The organism is Streptomyces sp. NPDC087901 (assembly GCF_044742205.1).
Taxonomy (GTDB): Bacteria; Actinomycetota; Actinomycetes; order Streptomycetales; family Streptomycetaceae; genus Streptomyces.
The window spans coordinates 12,073-32,648 of record NZ_JBIUUC010000002.1 but is presented as its reverse complement, the minus strand read 5'-3'; the positions used below and the strand labels follow the sequence as shown (position 1 = coordinate 32,648).

At 70.7% G+C, this 20,576-nt stretch carries 18 protein-coding genes; 11 read left to right on the top strand and 7 right to left on the bottom strand.

Going from position 1 to position 20,576, the window contains the following annotated elements; genetic code table 11:
- Both ACIOEW_RS05740 and ACIOEW_RS05735 read right to left on the bottom strand, forming a co-directional pair.
- The gene (locus ACIOEW_RS05740) at nucleotides 1–951 is read right to left on the bottom strand and encodes an ABC transporter permease (RefSeq protein ID WP_362554003.1); all 951 of its coding nucleotides are present in this window, start codon (nucleotides 949–951) and stop codon (nucleotides 1–3) included.
- Between the two features lie 220 nt (nucleotides 952–1,171).
- Nucleotides 1,172–2,767, bottom strand: a complete 1,596-nt coding sequence (locus ACIOEW_RS05735; protein ID WP_401961623.1) for an ABC transporter substrate-binding protein — start codon at nucleotides 2,765–2,767, stop codon at nucleotides 1,172–1,174.
- A gap of 171 nt (nucleotides 2,768–2,938) precedes the next feature.
- Here ACIOEW_RS05735 and ACIOEW_RS05730 point away from each other — a divergent pair, with 171 nt between their 5' ends.
- The 5 genes from ACIOEW_RS05730 (at nucleotide 2,939) to ACIOEW_RS05710 (ending at nucleotide 8,951) form a co-directional block, all read left to right on the top strand.
- On the top strand, nucleotides 2,939–3,658 hold the full coding sequence (locus tag ACIOEW_RS05730) for a FadR/GntR family transcriptional regulator (protein WP_401961621.1): 720 nt from the start codon (nucleotides 2,939–2,941) through the stop codon (nucleotides 3,656–3,658).
- A 174-nt stretch (nucleotides 3,659–3,832) separates the two neighbouring features.
- Entirely contained in the window at nucleotides 3,833–4,834 is a 1,002-nt protein-coding gene (locus tag ACIOEW_RS05725; RefSeq protein WP_401961619.1) for an acetylxylan esterase, read from the top strand.
- A 15-nt stretch (nucleotides 4,835–4,849) separates the two neighbouring features.
- Nucleotides 4,850–6,148 (top strand): GDSL-type esterase/lipase family protein, encoded by a 1,299-nt coding sequence (locus tag ACIOEW_RS05720; RefSeq protein WP_401961617.1) that lies wholly within the window; start codon nucleotides 4,850–4,852, stop codon nucleotides 6,146–6,148.
- A gap of 67 nt (nucleotides 6,149–6,215) precedes the next feature.
- Nucleotides 6,216–7,652, top strand: a complete 1,437-nt coding sequence (locus tag ACIOEW_RS05715; RefSeq protein WP_401961615.1) for an exo-alpha-sialidase — start codon at nucleotides 6,216–6,218, stop codon at nucleotides 7,650–7,652.
- Nucleotides 7,653–7,760: 108 nt separating this feature from the next.
- Nucleotides 7,761–8,951 (top strand): FAD-dependent monooxygenase, encoded by a 1,191-nt coding sequence (locus ACIOEW_RS05710; RefSeq protein WP_401961614.1) that lies wholly within the window; start codon nucleotides 7,761–7,763, stop codon nucleotides 8,949–8,951.
- A gap of 54 nt (nucleotides 8,952–9,005) precedes the next feature.
- Here ACIOEW_RS05710 and ACIOEW_RS05705 read toward each other — a convergent pair whose 3' ends face one another.
- The gene (locus ACIOEW_RS05705; RefSeq protein WP_401961613.1) at nucleotides 9,006–9,716 is read right to left on the bottom strand and encodes a FadR/GntR family transcriptional regulator; all 711 of its coding nucleotides are present in this window, start codon (nucleotides 9,714–9,716) and stop codon (nucleotides 9,006–9,008) included.
- 150 nt (nucleotides 9,717–9,866) lie between these two features.
- On the opposite strand from ACIOEW_RS05705, the gene ACIOEW_RS05700 reads away from it, so the two are divergent.
- The 4 genes from ACIOEW_RS05700 (at nucleotide 9,867) to ACIOEW_RS05685 (ending at nucleotide 13,987) form a co-directional block, all read left to right on the top strand.
- Nucleotides 9,867–10,826, top strand: coding sequence for a dihydrodipicolinate synthase family protein (locus ACIOEW_RS05700; RefSeq protein WP_362554025.1), 960 nt, complete (start codon nucleotides 9,867–9,869; stop codon nucleotides 10,824–10,826).
- Nucleotides 10,823–11,788 (top strand): ROK family protein, encoded by a 966-nt coding sequence (locus ACIOEW_RS05695; protein WP_401961610.1) that lies wholly within the window; start codon nucleotides 10,823–10,825, stop codon nucleotides 11,786–11,788. The genes ACIOEW_RS05700 and ACIOEW_RS05695 overlap by 4 nt, the downstream gene beginning before the upstream one ends.
- Nucleotides 11,785–12,465 carry an N-acetylmannosamine-6-phosphate 2-epimerase gene (locus ACIOEW_RS05690; RefSeq protein WP_401961608.1) on the top strand — a complete coding sequence of 227 codons (681 nt, stop codon included), beginning with the start codon at nucleotides 11,785–11,787 and terminating at the stop codon, nucleotides 12,463–12,465. The genes ACIOEW_RS05695 and ACIOEW_RS05690 overlap by 4 nt, the downstream gene beginning before the upstream one ends.
- A 64-nt stretch (nucleotides 12,466–12,529) precedes the next feature.
- Nucleotides 12,530–13,987: a sialate:H+ symport family MFS transporter gene (locus ACIOEW_RS05685; protein WP_401961606.1), complete on the top strand. Its 1,458-nt coding sequence runs from the start codon at nucleotides 12,530–12,532 to the stop codon at nucleotides 13,985–13,987.
- Between the two features lie 136 nt (nucleotides 13,988–14,123).
- Here the strand turns inward: ACIOEW_RS05685 and ACIOEW_RS05680 are convergent, their stop codons facing one another.
- The 4 genes from ACIOEW_RS05680 to ACIOEW_RS05665 form a co-directional block, all read right to left on the bottom strand.
- Entirely contained in the window at nucleotides 14,124–14,582 is a 459-nt protein-coding gene (locus ACIOEW_RS05680; RefSeq protein WP_362554037.1) for a MaoC family dehydratase, read from the bottom strand.
- A gap of 75 nt (nucleotides 14,583–14,657) precedes the next feature.
- On the bottom strand, nucleotides 14,658–16,001 hold the full coding sequence (locus ACIOEW_RS05675) for an MFS transporter (RefSeq protein WP_401961604.1): 1,344 nt from the start codon (nucleotides 15,999–16,001) through the stop codon (nucleotides 14,658–14,660).
- Between the two features lie 271 nt (nucleotides 16,002–16,272).
- Entirely contained in the window at nucleotides 16,273–17,499 is a 1,227-nt protein-coding gene (locus ACIOEW_RS05670) for an acetyl-CoA C-acetyltransferase (RefSeq protein ID WP_401961602.1), read from the bottom strand.
- A gap of 146 nt (nucleotides 17,500–17,645) precedes the next feature.
- A complete protein-coding gene (locus ACIOEW_RS05665) occupies nucleotides 17,646–18,545 on the bottom strand; it encodes a LysR family transcriptional regulator (RefSeq protein WP_362554045.1) in 900 nt (299 codons plus the stop codon).
- Between the two features lie 192 nt (nucleotides 18,546–18,737).
- Here ACIOEW_RS05665 and ACIOEW_RS05660 point away from each other — a divergent pair, with 192 nt between their 5' ends.
- Entirely contained in the window at nucleotides 18,738–19,655 is a 918-nt protein-coding gene (locus ACIOEW_RS05660) for a CoA-transferase (protein WP_362554086.1), read from the top strand.
- Between the two features lie 107 nt (nucleotides 19,656–19,762).
- Nucleotides 19,763–20,539: a CoA-transferase gene (locus tag ACIOEW_RS05655; RefSeq protein ID WP_362554089.1), complete on the top strand. Its 777-nt coding sequence runs from the start codon at nucleotides 19,763–19,765 to the stop codon at nucleotides 20,537–20,539.
- The last annotated feature ends 37 nt before the right edge of the window (nucleotides 20,540–20,576 follow it).

Here is a 20,576-nt window from a genome sequence, read left to right as displayed (position 1 = left end):
TCACACCGTCCTGATGCGCGGATTGACCAGCAGGTAGAGCAGGTCGACGATGACGTTGACCACCAGGAACGCGATGGCGATGGTCAGTACGGTGCCCTGGACCAGGGCAATGTCGCCTCCGGTGACACCTTCGAGGATGAGTTTGCCCATGCCGGGCAGGTCGAAGATCGCTTCGATGACGACGGCGCCGCTGAGCAGGTAGCCGACCTTGACGCCGAGCACGGTCAGCGGAGTGACGAGGGCGTTGCGCAGCACCGAGCGGATGACCAGGAAGACCGGCAGGCCGTTGCCCTGGGCGGTACGCACGTAGTCCCGGTCGAGTTCGGTGACCATCGCGGTGCGGATGAGGCGGGCGAGCGACGCGGCGACGGGCACGGCGAGCGAGACGGCGGGCAGGATCATCGTCCGGAGCCACCCGCCGAACGAGTCGGCGATGTTGGTGTATCCGCCGGTCGGGAAGAGCTGGGTGTTCAGGGCGAACTGCTGGATGAGCAGGACACCGAGCCAGAAGGACGGAACGGCGACCCCGGCCATGGACAGGACCCGGAAGAGCTGGTCGGGCCAGCGGTCGCGGTACATCGCGCCCAGGACGCCGCCCGCGACGGCGAGGACGATGGCGATGATGAGCCCGAGAACGGTGAGCTGGAGGGTGAGCGGGAAGGCGGCGGTGATCCGGTCGACCACGGGCTGGCTCGGCGGGACGGTCGACCCGAGATCGAAGTGGATCAGTTGGCCGAGGAAGTGGAAGTAGCGCACGGGCAGCGGGTCGTTGAGCCCGTTGGCCTCGGCGAAGGCCTCCCGGGCCTCGGGGCCGGCGCTCTCCCCGAGCGCGTTGTAGGCCGGGTCGACCGGCGAGAACTGCAGCACCACGAAAACGAGCAACGCGATACCGAGGATCATCACCGGCATCATCGCGACGCGGCGCAGCGCGAGCCGGAGAAAAGCAACCATCGTCGGGTTCCTTGCGATTGGGCGGTCATCCGGTCCAGGACAACGGGGGGGGGCCGGTGTCCCGGACCGGGTTATCCGGCGCGCGGCGGGCGGCGCCGGTCTGTGGTCTCCCGTCCGGTCCGGACCGGGTCGGCCCGGCCCGGACCGGACGGGAGGACTGGGCACCGGGCCGTACGGCGGCCTGTGCGGGGTCTGCCGTACGGCCGACGGGGATCGCCGGTCAGGCGGGGCTGACGTCCAGGAAGGACAGGCCGGTGGTCGGCAGCGGCTTGAAGCCGGACAGGCCCTTCTCGTTCCAGGCGGTGGGCAGCTTGCGGTGGAGGATCGGGTAGAGCGGCACCTCGTCGGCGACGACGTCGGTGATCTGGCCCCACAGCTGCGTGCGGGTCGCCTCGTCGCCGGCCTGGGCGGCCTTGTCGAGGAGCTGCTTGACCTTCTTGTACTCGGCGGTCTTGGACCAGCCGTAGCGGTTCTCCGGCCAGAAGCCGTAGTAGAACCAGCGCAGCAGCAGGTCCGCGTCGTTGCCGAAGACCGAGGGGTCGCCGGGTGCGACGAGGACCTCGAAGTCACCGCTGTCGACCTTGGCGTACTGGGCGGCGGACTGGGCGATGCCGAGGGTGGCCTCGATACCGGCCGCGGCCCAGCTCTCCTTGATCAGCGGGGCGATGTCCTTGACCCAGCCGGTGTCGGTGGTCAGGACGGTGAACTTGAGGTCCTTCACGCCGGCTTCGGCGAGCAGCTTCTTCGCCTTGGCCACGTCGTGCGTGTAGACGGTGGAGGCCTTGTGGTAGTCGGGGTGCGTGGCGGGGACGTAGCCCGTGGCGGCCGTCGCGTTGCCGACCATGGCCGTCTTGATGATCTTCTCGGTGTCCAGCGCGTAGTGCAGGGCCTGTCGGACCCGCTTGTCGGCGAACCGCTTGTCGGCGGTGTTGAACATCAGGAAGAGCAGGCCGAAGGACTGCACGGACTCGGTCTTCGCCGTGGCGGAGAGCCCCTTCACGTCGATGTAGGGGACGTCCTCGATGGCCTGGACCCGGCCGGACTGCATGGCGCTGACCCGGGCCGACTGGTCGGATATCAGGCGCCAGACCATCTTCTTGGCCTTGGCGGGGTGAGCGCCGTTGTACTTCTCGTACTTCTCGAAGACGATCTTGTCTTCGCGGGTCGCCGAGACGAACTTGTACGGCCCGGAGCCGACGGGCTTGGCGTCGAATCCCTTGACGTCCGCCTCGACGATCTTCTTCGGCACGATCCGTGCCACGGCGATGCGGGACTGGAAGAGCGCGAAGGGGTACTTGAGCTTGAACTCGACCGTGCCGGCGTCGACGGCCTTGACGGTGTCGATGAAGGGCACGAACTGCGCCATCAGCGAGGCGTTCTTCGGGTCCAGGATGCGCTCGAAGCTGAACACGACGTCGTCGGCGGTGACCGCCGATCCGTCGTGGAAGGTCGCGCCCTTGCGGAGCGTGGCGCGGTAGGTGGTGGCGTTGATCTTCTTCGGCATCTCGGTGGCGAGTGCGGGCCGTGCCACGAGTGTTGCCGGATCGAGATCCACCAATCCCTCGAAGATATGCATATTGGCGGCGTACGGGGTCGCACCCGAGGTGATCATCGGGTCGAAGCCGGTCGACAGCGGGTAGGACAGACCGGCCTCGATGAGGTCGCTGCCGCTGCCCTTGCCCGTCGAGCCGTTGGCGGTCGAGGACGGACCACCGCAGGCGGAAAGGCCCGCCGTGATGGCGGCCGCGGCACCAACGGCACTGGTGTAACGCAGGAAGGTGCGGCGCTCGACACCGGCTGATCTCAGCTCGGGCACGGGTCCTCCAGGGACTTGAGGTAGGGCGTCAGGGGCAGAAAGCAGGGGTCTGGCGCAGGCTCACGGGGGGACCGCGGAACCTGAAGCATCAGACGTCAGATGTCTGATGCCTTGATAGCGTGGGAACGTAGCTTGACAATCGAGAGGGGTCAAGAGGTGGGGAGTTCACATATGTCCGGAACGAGGCCCGGCCGGCAGCTGCTCCGGCAGGAAGTCGTCGACGGCATCAAGCGGTACATCCTCGAAGAACGGCTTCGCCCCGGGGACCCGCTGCCCACCGAGCCCGCCCTGTGCGAGGCCCTCGGCGCCAGCCGCTCCAGCGTTCGCGAAGCCGTCAAAATTCTCAACGCGCTGGACATCGTCGAGGTGCGTCACGGGCACGGCACCTACGTCGGCCGGCTGAGCCTGTCCGCCCTGGTGGAGAGCCTCACCTTCCGCGGACTGCTCTCACCCGACGACGACTTCCAGGTGATGTCCGACCTGGTCGACGTGCGCGAGCTCTTCGAGCGCGGGCGGGCCGACCGGATCGTCTCGCTGCTCACCCCGGAGCAGCTGGACACCCTGGACGGCCTGGTGGCCACCATGCGCGCGACCGGAGCCCAGGACGGGAACGGCTTCGTCGCCGCCGACCGCGCCTTCCACGCGCTGCTCGTCGCCCCGCTCGGCAACGACCTGATCGGGCAGCTCTCGATGGCGTTCTGGGATGTGTACGCGATCGTCGCGCCGCACCTGGACGGCTTCACGCACACCGACGAGACGGAGACGATCGCCGCCCACCAGAACATCGTGAACGCCGCCCGGGCCGGCGACATCACCGGGTTCATCAAGGCGCTCGGCGAGCACTACGCCCCTGTCCGGCGCCGGATCTCCGAGGCCCGCGCCCGGCGCTGAGCGGCCCACCCGGACCCCCCGGGCCGGCGGAACCGGCCCGGGGGACCCTTGACGGCCCCCGCGGCGGGTGCCTAGGGTCCGTGTGCCGACAGGACATCTGACGTCATCCGTCTGATGACCGGTGCAACACCTCGCACATGGCATTTCCCGCCGCGCCCCCAGGAGGGCACCCCCATGCCGTTCACGGACCTCTCCCTCGCGGACTGCCGCGACTACCGGCCGACGCTTCCCGTTCCGGCGGGCTTCGACGCCTTCTGGTCGCGGACCCTGGACGAGGCCAGGTCCTGCGCGACGGACAAGCCGGTGTTCACCGCGGTGGAGACTGGGCTCACCCAGGTCCGCACGTACGACGTGACGGTTCCCGGCTTCGCCGGACAGCCGGTGCGCGGCTGGCTGCGCATGCCGGCCGGGGCGGCCGAACCGCTCGGCTGCGTCGTGGAGTTCCTGGGGTACGGCCGCGGGCGGGGACTGGCGCACGAGAACCTGCTGTGGGCGTCGGCCGGTTACGCGCACCTGTTGATGGACACACGCGGCCAGGGATGGTCGGCCGCGGGCGGCGACACCGCCGATCCGGACGGCGGTGCGGCCGGAGTCGTACCCGGCTTCCTCACCCGGGGCATCGAGAGCCCCGAGACGTACTACTACCGGCGGCTGTTCACCGACGCGGTGCGCTGCGTCGACGCGGTGCGCAGCCGGCCCGAGATCGATCCGGACCGGATCGTGGTGACCGGGGTCAGCCAGGGCGGCGGAATCGCACTGGCCGTCTCGGGGCTGGTCCCGGGGCTGGCCGGGGTGATGCCGGATGTGCCGTTCCTCTGCAACTTCCGCCGTGGGGCCGAGATTTCGGGCCGCCCGCCGTTCACCGAGATCGCCGAATACCTCAAGCTCCACCGCGACCGCACGGAGTCCGTCTTCGCCACGCTGTCGTACTTCGATGCCGCACTGCTCGCCACCCGGGCCACCGCCCCCGCGCTGTTCTCCATCGCGATGATGGACGACATCTGCCCACCCTCCACCTGCTTCACCGCCTACAACGGCTACGCCGGACCCAAGGACGTACGGGTCTACGCGTTCAACGGGCACGAGGGCGGCACGGAGTACCAGCAGCGGGAACAACTCGCCTGGGTGCACTCCCTGTTCGCAGGCCTGCCGTCGGGGCAGGCCGGCCGCTCCTGACCGGAGGCACCTTCCGTGCGCAGACGATCCATGCTTTTCGCCGCAGGCGCGGCAGCCCTGAGCACCCAGCTCGGCGGCCGCGCCTTCGCCGCCGCTTCGGGCAGCGGCCCGATCCTGGACCACGACACCCCCGTGGACCTGGACGGCAGCGAGTACGTCGACCTGTCGAACCGGGCCGGCGTACTCGCGCCGCTCACCGCGGGAACCATCGTCGTCACCTTCCGCACTACCAGCCACAACGAGGCGATGACGCTGATCAGCGCCTCGGACCCGACCGCCCCCTCCTCCAACATCACGCTCGACCTGAGCGGCGGCGCCCTTCAGTTCTCCGTACGCGAGAAGGGCGCAGTACTCATCAATGTCATGACCCGGACACGTTACGACGACGGGCTGCGCCATACCGTCGCCGTCACCATCGACGCCTCGGGCACCAAGCTGCACGCCGGCGGGCGCACGGTGTTCGAGACGTCCCAGCACGCGTTCTTCGGGAACGTCTCCAAGCCGACCGCCCTCGCGCTGGGGCGCAACGCCGACAGCGACCACCCCGGGGGCGAGTGGTTCTGCACCGGCACCATCGAGCGCGCCGCCGTCTGGGACCGGGTGCTGAGCGAGACCGAACTGGTCGCGCAGAGCCCCCGCCCCGATCTCGCCGACCTGGGCCGGATCTCCACGATCCTCAACAGCAACACCCCGGCCACCTGGGTCATCACGGGTGACAGCATCACGCACGGCGCACTGCACACCAACGGCTGGCGCAGCTACCCGGAGCACTGGACGGAACGGGTCCGCTGGGAGCTGGGCAAGCCGAAGAACCGCGACTTCGTGATCGATTCCGGGGTGAGCGGCGCGACCAGCGCCGAACTCGTCGCGCAGTTCGGCGAGCGGGTCACCTCCTTCGCGCCCAAGGTCGTCTCGGTCATGATCGGTACGAACGACATCGCGACGTCCGGGCTCGGCCTCGACACCTACCGGGCCAACCTCGTCTCGCTCGTCCGCTCGGTGCGGGCCCTGCCCGGCTCCCCCGTACCGGTGCTCCAGTCGCCCAACCCGGTCGATCCGGCGAAGTGGCCGGGCCGGGTGAACCTCTCGCAGTACGCGCGGGTCATGGGCGAGGTCGCGGCGCAGGAGAGCGCGGTCTTCGTCGACCACTACAACGACTGGCTGGACGGCAACGGCGGCCAGGTCCCCCTGACCCTGCTGAACGACGGGCTCCACCCCAACGAGCGGGGACATCACCGCATCGCCCTGAAGATGATCAAGGATCTGCGGATCTTCGACGCGAGCAGCCGGGTCTGCTCCCTGCACGTCCCGTAGCCCCGGCACTCCCCCCAATCTCCCACCCTTCGAGAAGCACCACCCCTTCCGAGAAGAGAGATCGTCCATGCAGAGAACAGTCCCGTTCGCCCTGCTCGGTGCCGCCCTGCTGGTGGTCACCACCACCGGCACCGCTCAGGCCGCGGCTCCCGCACCCGGCACGCTCACCTCCCAGGACCTGACCGTCGACGGGGTCGGCTCCCCCCACTACCGCATCCCGGCCCTGACCACCTCGGTCAAGGGCACGGTGCTGGCCGCGTACGACGCCCGGCCCACCCTCGGTGACCTGCCGTCCAACATCGGCATCGTGCTGCGCCGCAGCACCGACGGCGGCACGACGTGGCAGGCGCAGCAGGTGGTCCGCAAGGACGCCGCCCCCGCCGGCTACGGGGACCCGAGCCTGCTCGTCGACCGGACCACCGGCCGGATCTTCGTGTTCTACGCGGCCGGGGTGAACCAGGGCTTCTTCGGCTCGGCCACCGGCAACGACGAGACCGACCCGAACGTGCTGCAGGCCGACTACAGCTACTCGGACGACGACGGTCTGACCTGGACCCACCGCCGGATCACCAAGCAGATCAAGAACCCGGCGTGGGGCGGCATGTTCGCGGCGTCCGGCGAGGGCATCCAGCTGCGCAACGGGGCGCACAAGGGCCGGCTGATCCAGCAGTACGCCATCCGCAACAACGGGGCCAACTACGCGGTCAGCGCCTACAGCGACGACCACGGCGCGACCTGGAAGATGGGCACCCCGGTCGGCCCCGGCGGCGACGAGAACAAGACCGTGGAGCTGAACGACGGCACGGTCATGCTCAACAACCGCTCGGCGCCGTACCGGACGATCGCGTACTCCACCGACGGCGGGGTCACCTACACCCCGTTCGTCCAGGACACCGAGCTCCCGGACCCGGCGAACAACGCCTCGGTCATGCGGTACGCCCCCGACGCCCCGGCCTCGGACCCGCAGTCGTCGTGGCTGCTGTTCAGCAACACCGAGGCCACGTCACGGAAGAACCTCACGGTCAAGATGTCCTGTGACAACGGGAAGACCTGGCCGATCAAGAAGGTCGTCGACGCGGGTGCCGCGGCCTACTCGACACTGACCCGGCTGCCGGGAGGAAGGCTCGGGCTGCTGTACGAGCGGGGCAACTACGAGCACATCACGTACTCCTCCTTCGACCTGAAGTGGCTCGGCGGCACCTGCGCCGACATCACGATCACCCCACCGGCCACGCTGAAAGCCGGCACGACCGCGGACGTCACCGTCCGGGTCGTCAACCGGATGGACGTCACCCGCAGCGCGGGAACGCTCGACCTGACCGTGCCGAGCGGCTGGACGACCAAGCAGGTGGCGTTCCCGGCGACACGTCCGGGAGAGGGCGCCAACATCAAGGTCCCGGTCACCGTGCCCGCGGGCGCGTCGGGGAACGCCGCACTCACCGTCACCTACCGGTCGGACGGCAAGCAGGCCTCGGGCAGCACGACGGTGACCGTCACGCCGTAGCCCGGACGAAGGCCCTGCGTCCAGCCGCCGCGGGGTGGTTGGACGCAGGTTGCCGCCACCCCGTTCAATGGGCGCCACGCGCAGGTCTCGGAGCAACCGGAGAAGGCGGTGGCGGAAGTGGCAGGAGCCGGATTACGCATCGGGGTGGTCGGCGGGAGCGTCGCCGGCTGTGCGGCGGCGATCGCGGGGGCCAGGGCAGGGGCCGAGGTCACGGTGTACGAGCGCAGCGACGGGGCGCTGGAGGACCGGGGGTTCGGCATCGTCGTCCCGCCGCCGCTCCACGCGGAGCTGGTCGCGGCCGGCTACCTGGACGCCGGCATGCCGACGGCCCCGGTGCGCTCGCGGGTCTGGCTCACCCGGGAACGGGGGCGGCGGACCGCACGTGAACTGGCCAGACAGGAAGGTGCGGTGACGCCCTGTCACTGGGGACTGCTCTGGCGCGCGCTGCGTGCGAACGCCGACGGCGTGACGTATCACCGGGGCCGGCCCGTCACCGAGGTGCTGCGTCATCCGTCGGGCGGCGCCGTGATCCGTACGGCGGACTCGGAGGAGCGGTACGACATCGTCGTCGGCGCGGACGGCCCGCGGTCCGTGACCCGGGCGGCCGTCGCCCCGGAGGTGCAGCCGGTTCCCGCGGGATACGTGGTGTGGCGCGGCACGCTCCCGCTCGACGCGCTCGCCGGGCACCCGCACCAGCTGGAACTGGTGCGTACCGCCTGGCTCATGCTGGGATTCCGCGGCGGACACGGCGTGTTCTACCTGATCCCGGGCCCTGTCGAGGGGTCCCGGCTGCTGGCCTACGCCATCTACGGTCCGCCTCCCCCGCCGTCGTGGAGCGCCGGGCGCGAGGAGTACGTGCGGCGCGTCGCCGAGGAACACTTCCCGGCGGACTGGGCCGAGATCGTCGGCCGGGGTGCGCACACCTCCCTGGCGTGCCACGACGTCGCCGACTTCCATGTGCCCCGGGTCGCGGAGCCGCCGTTCCTGCTGGCGGGCGACGCGGCGAGCATCACCCGGCCGCACACCGCGAGCGGCGCGACCAAGGCGCTGCAGGACGCGCTCTGCCTGGAGCGGGTCCTGCGCGCGTCGTCGTCCGCGGCCGAGGCACTGAGCCGGTACGCGGACGAGCGGTCGGGCGAGGGGGCCCGCCTGGTCGCCCTGGGCCGCAGGCTGGGACACGCCATGGTCGAACGGACCCCGGACTGGGCGGCGATGGGCGCTGCGGAGGTGGCGGCATGGAGCCGCGCCACGCTGAACGGCGCCGACAGCTATCTGTACAGCAGCGTCCAGCGGGAGTGACGCCCGGGAGCGGTGCCGGCGCCCCGGCCGGGCGTCGGCCGGGGCGCCTGCCCGTCAGAGACGTGCGGACCGGGCCGGCTCCGGCGGGGCGAGTCGCGTACGGATGCCGTCGAAGTGGGTGCGCATCGCCCGTACCGCGCGCAGCCCGTCGGCCGCCGCGACCGCGTCGACGATCTCGCGGTGCTGGGAGCAGGTGACCGACGGGTCCTGGTGGCCGTCGTCGAGGTCCTCGCGCACCCGGTCCATTGCCGCCCAGAACGCGTCGAGCACCTCGCTGAGCAGGTGGTTGTCCAGCGAGGCATAGAGCGCGAGGTGGAACGCCCGGTCGGTGGAGCGTGCCACCCGGCCCGTGCCGGCCTCCTCCTCCATCTTCGCGACCAGGGCCCGCAGCACTTCGATGTCCTCGTCCGGGACGCCGGCCGCGACGGCCCCGACGAGACCCGCCTCCAGCGCCTCCCGCACCTTCATCAGCTCGGCCAGTCCGGGCTCGCCCTGACGGTGGCGGACGGCTGCCCGAAAGGCCAGTCCCTCGGCGAACGGTGACAGGGATAGCGAGCCCACGAAGGTGCCGTAACCCCGGCGGATCTCCACGACATTGACCGCCTGGAGCGATTTCAGTGCCTCGCGCACCGACACCCGGCCGGCTCCGAAGAGCTCCATCAACTCGGTCTCCGTGGGCAGCGCGTCACCCGGTGCGAGCCGTCGCTCCAGAATCAGTTCCTTGATCCAGCGCTCGATGTCCTGAGCCATGGTGGGCCGCGCCACAACATCCTCCTGAGGTGCCGTTGCCCCTTGACCGTTCCCAGGAGCATCTGTTTAAGGTAGGCCAGACATAGGACATCTTACGTCTCACGTCTCGATCCGGGTAGCCACTCAGGCCGCGGATCGGTGTCCCGATCAGCTGGAGTCTTCACCATGTCTCTGACCGCACCGCTGCACGGCGTCGTCCCGCCGGTCTGCACCCCGCTCGACTCACGCGGGGAGGTCGACACCGCGTCGCTCGTCCGCCTCGTCGAGCACCTCATCGGCGGGGGCGTGCACGGACTCTTCGCGCTCGGCTCCACCAGCGAGGTCGCCTACCTCACCGACGAACAGCGCGCCACGGTCCTGGAGACCGTCGTCAACGCCACCGACGGCCGCGTCCCGGTCCTCGCCGGAGTCATCGACACCACCACGGCCCGGGTCATCGAGCACGCCAGGTCCGCCGCTGCCCTGGGCGCCGACGCCCTGGTCGCGACCGCGCCGTTCTACACCCGCACCCACGCCAAGGAGATCGCCGGGCACTTCCGCCGGCTGCGCGCCGAGGTGGACCTGCCGCTGTTCGCATACGACATCCCGGTCGCCGTGCACAGCAAGCTGTCCTCCGCGCTGGTCCGCGAGCTCGCCGAGGACGGCACCCTGGCCGGCCTCAAGGACAGCAGCGGCGACGAGGGCGGGCTGCGCCGGCTCATCGTCGAGCTCGGCGGCCGCGAGGGCCGCGCCAACGGCCCGGTGCCGGACTTCAGCATCCTCACCGGCTCCGAGCTGACCGTCGACGCGGCCCTGCTCGCCGGCGCCGACGGCGTCGTCCCCGGCATCGGCAATGTGGACCCGGCGGCCTACGTACGGCTCTACGAGGCCGCGCGGGCCGGTGACTGGACGCTGGCCGCGAGGGAGCAGGAGCGGCTGATCGAGCTGTTCGCCATGGTCGACGTCGGTCCCGAGGCGGACATGGGCCGCAGTTCCTCGGCGCTCGGCTCGTTCAAGTCGGCGCTCCGCCTGCTCGGCGTCATCGACTGCGGCGACACCGCGTTCCCGCAGATCCAGCTGTCCGCCGAATCCGTCGCGCTCGTCTCCGGACGGCTGCGCGACGCCGGTCTGCCGCCGGTCCGATGACCACCTCGGCACAGCCGGCACCGGGCGGGCCGCGTGTCGTCGGTCTCGACCTCGGCGGTACGAAGACAGCCGCCGCACTCCTCGCGGCGGACGGCACGATCCTGGCCCGGCACAGCAGGCCCACCCCGGCCCAGGAGGGCGCTGCGGCGGTGCTCGACGCACTCGCCGCGGCCGCCGCCGAGGTCGACCCCGGCCGCAGCGCCGCGGTGCTCGGCATCGCGGCGGCCGGGGTGATCGACCCCCGTACCGGCATGGTCACCAGCGCCACCGACTCCATCCGCGGCTGGGCCGGCACCCCGCTGGGCGTCGGGCTGGCCAACCGCACCGGTTACGCGGTGGCGTGCGACAACGACGTGCGCGCCACGGCCGGACCGGAGCTTGCCGCTTTGAACGCGGAGACCGAGGGCCACGGATCGCTGCTCTTCGCCGCCATCGGCACCGGTGTCGGCGGCGCCATCGCCGTCGACGGGCGGATGCTGCACGGCGCATCCGGAATCGCCGGACACATCGGCCACCTGCCCAGCCCCGAAGCGGCAGGCCTGCTCTGCACCTGCGGCGCCACCGGCCACCTGGAGGTCATCGCCTCCGGACCCGCGATCGCCGCCCACTACGAGCGGCTGACCGGCGCCCCCGTGGACCGGCTGGAGACCGTCGCCGCGCGCGCCGCACAGGGCGACGCCCATGCCGTCACCGCCATCACCACCGGCGCGGCCGCCGCCGGTCACGTCCTCGGCGGGCTCGCCAACGCGTTCGGCCCCGACCGGGTCGTCGTCGGCGGCGGGGTCCCGCGGATCGGCGCGCTGTACGAGGACGCCCTGCGGTCCGCCTTCGCCGGGGAGCTGATGAAGCCCCTGCGGGGGCTCGTCCCGCAGGCTCCGCTGTTCGGCCACGACGCGGCCGTGCTCGGCGCGGCCGCTCTCACCACCACCCTTCCCCTCCACCACCCGGGAGCTCTCCGATGACCGCACAGGAACTGGCCACCTCCCTCCAGGGCAAGCTGATCGTGTCCTGTCAGGCGCCCCCCGGCGATCCGATGCGGGAGACGTCCACCCTGGTGCGGCTCGCGCTGTCGGCGGTCGCCGGTGGCGGCGCCGCGATCCGGGCCAACGGTCCGGAGGTCGTCGCCGCGATCACCGCCGTCGTCGACCTGCCGGTCATCGGTCTGTGGAAGGACGGCGACACCGGGGTGTTCATCACCCCGACCGTCCGGCACGCCCTGGCGGTGGCCGAGGCGGGCGCGGCCGTCGTCGCCGCGGACGCCACCGACCGGCCGCGCCCCGACGGCTCCACGTTCGCCGAGCTCGTCGAGGCCGTACACGGGGCCGGCGCCCTCGTCATGGCCGATGTCTCCACCCTCGCCGAGGGCGTCACGGCGGCTGCCCTGGGGGCGGACTTCGTCTCCACGACCCTGTCCGGCTATGTGCCCGGGACGCCGAAGCAGACCGGTCCCGATCTCGATCTCGTCTCGGCGCTCTCCGCCGCGATCGACGTCCCGGTGGTCGCCGAAGGCCGTATCAACACCCCCGAGGAAGCGGCCGAGGCCTTGGCACGCGGCGCCCACAGCGTCGTCGTCGGCACCGCCATCACCGCTCCCACGGCTCTGACCGCCCGCTTCGTGGCAGGCATCACCCGGCCCTGACCTGTCCCCACACGCGGGACGGCTGTTCAAATGACCGGGCACCGTCCCGCACTCTGGAGTCACCGTGCAGACCACCACACCCCCCACGCTCCCCTGGTACCGCCAGCTGAGCCGCACCCAGTGGAAGTCGTTCTTCGCCGCCTGGATCGGCTACGTACTCGACGGCTTCGACTTCGTGCTGATCACCCTCGTACTGACCGAGATCAGTGACGAGTTCGGCCTGAGCACGGTGCAGGCGGCCAGCCTGATCTCCGGTGCGTTCATCACCCGCTGGCTGGGCGGGGCCGTACTCGGCGCCATCGGCGACCGCTACGGCCGCAAGCTCTCCATGGTGCTCAGCATCCTGCTGTACTCGGTGGGCACCTTCGCGTGCGGGTTCGCGTGGAACTACACCAGTCTGTTCGCCGCCCGGCTGGCCATCGGCATGGGCATGGCCGGTGAGTACAGCGCCAGCTCCACGTACGTGATGGAGAGCTGGCCCGCCGCCCTGCGCAACCGGGCCAGCGGCTTCCTGATCTCCGGCTTCTCGGTCGGCTCGGTGCTCGCCGCCCAGGTCTACAACTGGGTGGTGCCCTCGCTCGGCTGGCGCTGGATGTTCTACCTGGGCCTCGTCCCGATCGCCATCGCGCTGTGGATGCGGCGCGCGCTGCCCGAGGCCGAGGAGTGGACGGAGTCCGTTGCGGACAAGGGCGCCAAGCCGAACCCGTTCCGGCCGCTGTTCCTGACCCGCACGCGGGCCACCGTCAACACGGTCCTCGTCGTCGTCGCCACGGTGTCCCTGTTCCTCGTCTTCACCCCGGGCGGGGCCGGCCTGGTGCCGGTGCTCGCGGTGATCGCCGGGCTCTCGCTCGCCGCGTTCGCCGTCCAGCTGGGCGGGAAGCGCAGCTGGGTGCTGTACCTGTCGATGATCGTGACGCTGTTCTTCGCGTTCCTGTACTCGTGGCCCATCCAGGCCCTGCTGCCCACGTATCTGAAGACGGAGCTGGGCTACACCACGGACCAGGTCACCGACGTGCTGTACTTCGCGGGCTTCGGCACCATGGTGGGCTGCTGGGTCGCGGGCTTCCTGGGCGACTGGATCGGCACGAAGAAGGCGTACGCGCTGACGCTGCTGGCCTCGCTCGCCTTCGTCTACCCGGTCTTCGCGGTGCAGAACAACCTGATGCTGCTCGGCATCCTGCTCTTTCTGCTCCAGGCGACGAGCTTCGGCATCTCCGGGCTGCTCCCCCGCTACATCGGCGGACACTTCCCGACCGCGACCCGGGGTGCGGCGCTCGGCTTCACGTACAACGTGGGCGCCCTCGGCGGGGCGGTCGCCCCGGTGCTCGGGGCCCATCTCGCCTCCGGGATGGACCTGGGCCAGGCACTGGCGGTACTGACGTTCGCGGGCACGGTGATCGTGGTGCTGCTGGTCGGCTTCGACGTACCGGCGCGGCTGAACCGGCTGACGGACCCGGACGCCGAGCGGGACCACCTGGCGGTGGCGCCGGTGGCCGACGATCCCGTCCCCGTGAGCCCGTAGACCGGTGATCGACCGGCCCGTCCCCGTGGACCGGTCGCCCGGACCGAGGACTTCGCCCTGCTGAAGCGCTGAGGCGAAAGGTGCGTACGAAGGCGCCCCCGCCGGATCTGCCGGCGGGGGCGCCCTCATGCGCGGGTCACGGGTAGAAGTGGGTCAGCGACTCGGCCACGCAGGCGGGCTTCTCGGACCCCTCCAGCTCGAAGGTGAAGGCGCGGGCCATCTGCACCCCGCCACGGGCCACCTCGGTGACCCCGGTGACCGAGGCGTGCAGCCGAACCCTGCTGCCGACGGGGACGGGCGCCGGGTAGCGGACGCGGTTGACGCCGTAGTTGAGTGCGCGGCCCACGCCCCGTACCCGGAGCAGTTCCCCGAACATCGGGATGCCCCAGCTCAGGACCATGTAGCCGTGCGCGATGGTGCGTCCGTACGGGCCGGACGCGGCGCGCTCGGTGTCGGTGTGGATCCACTGGTGGTCCCCGGAGACGGCGGCGTACGCGTCGATGAGCTCCTGGGTGATCTCCTTCCAGTCGGAGTGCCCCAGATCGCGCCCGCTCAGGGCGAGGATCTCCGGGATGCCGTTCACGGTCAGCGCCATGAGGACCGGCCTTTCTCTTGTGTCTCGGGTCCAGTGACTCGTGCGTCTTCTGTCTCTGCGGGGCGGGGGCAGGCGTCAGGCGGTGACGGGCACGGTCCGCGGGGCGGCGGCCGGCTCGGCCGCCTGCTCGTCGTGGTTGGGGCGCCTGAGCAGGAGCAGCATGCATCCGAGGGTCAGGACCACCTGGAAGATCGCGTAGGCGATGACGGCGGTGATCGAGCCGGTCCGGTTCAGCAGGAACTGGCCGATGATCGGGGTCGTTCCGCCCAGGAGCGTGCCGCACAGCTGGTAGCAGAGCGAGATGCCGGTGTAGCGCAGATGGGCCGGGAAGCGGCTGGCCAGCATGCCGGCGAGGGCCGCGTAGTAGAGGCAGTGCGGAATGGTGGCGACGGCGACGCCGACCATCGCGAGGCCGTAGTTCTCGGTACGGATCAGCAGGAACATCGCCGGCATCAGGATCAGTTCCGGCAGCAGCATCACGGTCACCGCACGGGACCAGCTCTTCATCCTCGTGGCGATGAGCGCGCCGAAGGGCTGCACGACGATCTGGGTGATGTTGGCGACGAGGATGATCGTCAGGAACGAGCTGCGGTCGAAGTCGAGGGCGGACGTGGCCCAGGAGAGCGCGAACGTCGACTTGAAGTACGTGGCCGAGAGACCGATGGTGCAGGCGCCGATGCCGAGGACGATGAGCATCGGCTGGGTGCGCAGGACCTCGGTGAGCGGAAGCTTGACGACCTTCTTCTTGCTGATCAGGGCGGCCATGGCCGGGGACTCGGCGACCTTCAGCCGGACGAAGAGGCCGACGATGACCAGGGCGGCCGAGAAGAGGAACGGCAGCCGCCAGCCCCAGGAGACGAACGCGGCGTCGGGCAGCTGGCTGATGGCGAGGAAGCTCAGCGTGGACAGGGTGTTGCCGACGGGCGAGCCCTGCTGGGCGAACGCCCCGTACAGCACCGACTTGCCCTTGGGGGCGTGCTCGGAGGCGATCAGGACCGATCCGCCCCACTCGCCGCCGAGGCCGATGCCCTGCACCATGCGGATGGCGACCAGCAGGATCGGGGCGGCGATCCCGATGGAGGCGTAGCTCGGCAGCAGGCCGATGGCCGTGGTGGAGATGCCCATCATCAGCAGGGTGATGACCAGGGTCTTCTTGCGGCCGAGGCGGTCGCCGTAGTGGCCGAAGATGATGCCGCCGATGGGGCGGGCGAGGAAGCCGACCCAGAACGTCGCGAAAGCGACCAGAGTGCCCACAGGTCCTTCGAGTTCCGGGAAGAACACCTTGTCGAAGACGAGCGCGGCCGCGGTGCCGTAGATGTAGAAGTCGAACCACTCGATGGTCGAGCCGATGAAGGCTCCGAACCCGGCGCGGTTGGCGGCTTTGGTGCGCTCTCGTGCGGTGGCGGTGGACGCACTCATGGTGGCTCCCGTGAACGTCGTTGATCAAGCGGATGGCAGGGACTGCGAAAGGGGCGTCGCCCGTGACACCCGGTGCCGCGCGGCGATGGGGGACGGCGGCGGGGGTGCTGGCGTTACGGTGCCAGCCAAGACCTTGAACGGTCCAATACCGAATTAATGGCGCAGCAAGACGTGATGCGTCTTAATGAGGGGCGCGCAGCCGGGAAGAACCCGTGGCGGCGCAGCTGGGTGAGCTGCGCCGCGGGGTGTGCGGCGGGGGTGCGGGCAGGTCTCAGACCGCGACGCGCTCGAAGACCGCGGCGAGGCCCTGACCGCCGCCGATGCACATGGTCTCCAGGCCGTAGCGGGCCTCGCGGCGATGCAGTTCCCTGGTGAGGGTGGCGAGGATGCGGGCGCCGGTGGCGCCGACGGGGTGACCGAGCGAGACGCCCGATCCGTTGACGTTGATCCGCTCCTCGTGGTCCTTCTCGCCGAGGCCCAGTTCGTGGGTGCAGGCAAGGACCTGGGCGGCGAAGGCCTCGTTGAGCTCGATCAGGTCGAGGTCGGCGAGGGTGAGCCCGGCGCGGGCGAGCGCGGTGCGGGTGGCGGGGACGGGGCCGATGCCCATGGTGGCGGCGGGCACACCGGCGCGGGCGAAGGAGACCAGCCGGACCAGCGGGGTGAGGCCGAGGCGTTCCGCGGTGGCGGCGCTGGTCACCAGGCAGGCGGCGGCCGCGTCGTTCTGGCCGCTGGCGTTGCCCGCGGTGACGGTGGCCTCCGGGTCGGACTTGCCCATGATCGGGCGGAGCGCGGCGAGCTGTTCGGCGGTGGTGTCGGGGCGCGGGTGCTCATCGGCGGTGACCACCGTCTCGCCCTTGCGGGTCTTCACGGTGACGGGGACGGTCTCCGCCGCGTACCGGCCCTCGGCCGCGGCGCGGGCCGCACGCTGCTGCGAGCGCAGGGCCAGGGCGTCCTGGTCGGTGCGGCTGATGCCGTACGCGCGTCGCAGGTTCTCTGCGGTCTCGATCATGCCGCCGGGGACCGGGTGGTTGACACCCCCGGCGGTGACCCGGCCCCGGGCGAGCGAGTCGTGGAGCTGGAGGCCCGGCCCCTTGATGCCCCAGCGTCCGTCGTGCGTGTAGTAAGGGGCGGCGCTCATCACGTCGACGCCGCCGGCGATCACCACGTCGCTGAAACCGGCCCTGATCTGCATCGCGGCGTCGAGGACGGCCTGCAGCCCGGATCCGCAGCGCCGGTCGATCTGGGCGCCGGTGACAGAGACGGGGAGCCCGGCGTCCAGTGCGGCGACCCGGCCGATGGCGGGGGCGTCGGAGGACGGATAGGCGTGACCGAGGATCACCTCGTCGACCCGGTCCGGGTCGATGCCGGCGCGGGCGACGACCTCGGCGATGACGCGCGCGGCGAGGGAGGCCGGCGTCTGCCCGGCGAACGCTCCGCCGAAGCGGCCGATGGGGGTGCGCAGCGGTTCGCAGATCACGACATCGTTCTGGTCGGGCACGGCAGGACCTTTCCGGGGGCGGGGCGGGGCAGTGACGGGGCGAGGACGGGACAGAAGTCGACAAGGGTGCGAGCTGACCCTCGCACCCGACGACTGAGTCGGTCCAATATCCAGTTCCCCCTGATTCAAGACGCAGAGCGTCTCAATCAGTCGCGCAAGGGAGTGGGCAGCGCATCCTCCGCGACGGCAAGCACCGCACGCAGGGCCGCCGACGGGTTGTCGTCCCGCCAGGCCAGCGCCGCCTGGCGCCTGATGGGCGGTCCGGCGAGGGGGCGGTAGACGAGGCCGTTCTGCTGGATGTGCTGGACGGAGGTGACGGTCAGGGTCACCCCGACGCCGGCGGCGACCAGGGCCAGGATCGTGTACGAGTCGGGCGCCTCCTGCACCACCCTCGGGTTGAACCCGGCAGCCTCGCAGGCCCCGACCATCGCATCGCGCACGGTGGAGCCGGTGTTCGCAGGGAACGAGACGAACGGCTCCCCGGCCAGCACCTCGATGGGGACGCTCTCACGGGCGGCGAGCGGATGGTCGGAGGGCAGCGCGCACACCAGCTCCTCCTCGTCGATCACCCGGTAGGTCACACCCGGCTGCGTCACGGGCAGTCGGACGAACCCGAGGTCGAGCGACCCGTCCGCGACCCGTGCGAGCGCGACGTTGGCATAGGTCTGGCCCGTCATGACGAGTTCGATCGCGGGGTGGGCGGCGCGCACCGCCCGGGTCAGCTGGGGCAGCGTCTCGTGGCTGGAGGCACCCGCGAATCCGATGCTGACCCGCCCGTACTCCCCGCGGCCGGCCGCCTTCGCGGCCCGTACGGCCGTGTCCAGGTCGTCGAGAACGGTCCGCACCGGCTGGAGGAACGACTCCCCCGCGCTGGTGAGCCGCACCGAGCGGGTGTTGCGTTCGAAGAGCTGGACCCCCAGCTCCTTCTCCAGCTGACGGATCTGCTGGCTCAGCGGCGGCTGGGCCATCTGCAGCCGCTTGGCGGCCCGGCCGAAGTGCAGCTCCTCGGCCACGGCGACGAATGCGGACAGATGACGCAGCTCCATGCCCGTCCCTTTCCTCGGTAGCGATCCCGGCGGCGAGCTCGGTCACGATCTCGGCCACATTGATTAATCAGGCGTCTCGATCTGACCTTAATTTGGTATTGGACAGCAATCAATGGCCGCTGGCACGGTGGGGCGACGCGCACGCACACGCAGAGGAGCACCGTGGCCACGACGGACCGGAAAGACAAGACGATGTCGATGAAGGCGGCGATCGCCGCCTTCGTTCACGACGGCGCCACCGTCTGCCTTGAGGGCTTCACCCACCTCATCCCGACCGCCGCGGGTCACGAGATCATCCGCCAGGGCCGCCGCGACCTCACCGTCGTACGGATGACCGCGGACATCGTGGTGGACCAGATGATCGCCGCAGGCTGTGTGACCCGGCTGGTCTCCTCCTTCGTCGGCAACTCCTCGGCCGGCTCGCTCGGTGAGCTCCGCCGCCGGGTGGAGAGCGCGGACCCGGCGCCCCTGGCCTTCGAGGAGTACAGCCACTACGGCATGATCTGCCGCTATCTCGCCGGTTCGCAGCGGCTGCCGTTCTATCCGCTGCGCTCCTACGGCGGCAGCGATCTTCCGTCCGTCAACAGCGATCTGCGCAAGGTGACTTCGCCGTATCCCGGACCGGACGGCGAACCCGAGCAGATCTACGTCGTACCGCCCGTCAACCCGGACGTGACGATCATCCACGCACAGCGCGCCGACCGCAGCGGCAACACCCAGATGTGGGGGCTGACCGGCATCCAGGCCGAGGCGGTCTACGCGGCGGACAAGGCGGTCGTCGTGGTGGAGGAGATCGTCGACGACGAGGTGATCCGCTCCGACCCCAACCGCACGCTCGTCCCCGCGCACGCGGTCGACGCGGTCGTCTGCTGCCCGCGCGGGGCGCACCCCTCGTTCGCTCAGGGGTACTACGACCGGGACAACGCCTTCTACCGGGCCTGGTCGCACATCAGCAAGGACCCGCAGCGCCTCCAGGACTGGCTGGACGAGTGGGTGCGCGGGACGGCCGACCACGCGGAGTACGTCGACAGGCTGGGCGAGGAGTTCTGGGCGGGGCTCGCGGTCGGCGAGGCGCTCAGCGAGCCGGTGAACTACGGGCGCCGGCTGTGACCACCTCCACCGGACACGCCGACACGCAGCACGCCTCCACCGGCCGCCAAGCCACGCAGCACGCCTCCGCCCGACACGCCGCCACGGAACACGAGAAGGAACGGGCCATGACCGTCACCGCACCGGACACCATCACCTCGTCCGAACTGCTCTCCGTCGTCGCCTCCCGCGAACTGGCCGCGCGCCGCACCGTGTTCGCCGGCATCGGCCTGCCGACGCTCGCCACCGAGCTGGCCCATCTGACGGTCGCCCCGGACATCGAGGTGGTGTACGAGTCCGGAGTGTGCGGCGCCCACCCCTCGCAGCTGCCGGAGACCATCGCCGACGCGGTGCTGATCACGGGGGCGGAGGCGGTGATCCCGATGCCCATGCTCTTCGGCTGTGTGCTGCAGGGCGGCCATATCGACGTCGGCTTCCTGGGCGCCGCGCAGATCGACCGCTGGGGCAACCTCAACACCTCGGTGATCGGCGACTGGGACAGCCCGACGGTACGGCTGCCCGGTTCGGGCGGCGGCGTCGAGGTGATGGCCAACTCACGCGAGGTCTTCGTGGTGATGCGCCGTCACAACCCGCGCTCCTTCACGGCGGAGCTCGACTTCTGCACCACCCCGGGCCCGGACCGCGCGCTGGCCGAGGGCATCCGCCCGCTGGGCGCCGGTGTCACCCGGGTCATCACGGAACTGGGCATCATGGCCCGCGAGGGCGTGGGCGAGGAGCTGCGGCTGGTCGCCGTCCAGCCCGGCGTCACCGTGGCGCAGGTGCGGGCCGCGACCGGCTGGGACCTGCGGGTCGCCGACACGGTCGACGAGGTGCCGCCCCCGACCGAGGACGAACTGCGGCTGCTGCGCGAGGATGTCGACCCGGACCGTGTGTATCTCCGCTGAGCCGCACCGCCCGTTGCCCGCCACCCGCCCCATCGAG

Excerpts from the sequence above, each read along its gene's own strand:
- ACIOEW_RS05715 (WP_401961615.1), top strand. The coding sequence starts at position 6,216 with ATGCAGAGAACAGTCCCGTTCGCCCTGCTCGGTGCCGCCCTGCTGGTG.
- ACIOEW_RS05655 (WP_362554089.1), top strand. The coding sequence starts at position 19,763 with ATGACCGTCACCGCACCGGACACCATCACCTCGTCCGAACTGCTCTCC.
- ACIOEW_RS05665 (WP_362554045.1), bottom strand. The coding sequence starts at position 18,545 with ATGGAGCTGCGTCATCTGTCCGCATTCGTCGCCGTGGCCGAGGAGCTG.
- ACIOEW_RS05725 (WP_401961619.1), top strand. The coding sequence starts at position 3,833 with ATGCCGTTCACGGACCTCTCCCTCGCGGACTGCCGCGACTACCGGCCG.
- ACIOEW_RS05690 (WP_401961608.1), top strand. The coding sequence starts at position 11,785 with ATGACCGCACAGGAACTGGCCACCTCCCTCCAGGGCAAGCTGATCGTG.
- ACIOEW_RS05660 (WP_362554086.1), top strand. The coding sequence starts at position 18,738 with ATGTCGATGAAGGCGGCGATCGCCGCCTTCGTTCACGACGGCGCCACC.
- ACIOEW_RS05675 (WP_401961604.1), bottom strand. The coding sequence starts at position 16,001 with ATGAGTGCGTCCACCGCCACCGCACGAGAGCGCACCAAAGCCGCCAAC.
- ACIOEW_RS05700 (WP_362554025.1), top strand. The coding sequence starts at position 9,867 with ATGTCTCTGACCGCACCGCTGCACGGCGTCGTCCCGCCGGTCTGCACC.
- ACIOEW_RS05680 (WP_362554037.1), bottom strand. The coding sequence starts at position 14,582 with ATGGCGCTGACCGTGAACGGCATCCCGGAGATCCTCGCCCTGAGCGGG.
- ACIOEW_RS05730 (WP_401961621.1), top strand. The coding sequence starts at position 2,939 with ATGTCCGGAACGAGGCCCGGCCGGCAGCTGCTCCGGCAGGAAGTCGTC.
- ACIOEW_RS05695 (WP_401961610.1), top strand. The coding sequence starts at position 10,823 with ATGACCACCTCGGCACAGCCGGCACCGGGCGGGCCGCGTGTCGTCGGT.
- ACIOEW_RS05740 (WP_362554003.1), bottom strand. The coding sequence starts at position 951 with ATGGTTGCTTTTCTCCGGCTCGCGCTGCGCCGCGTCGCGATGATGCCG.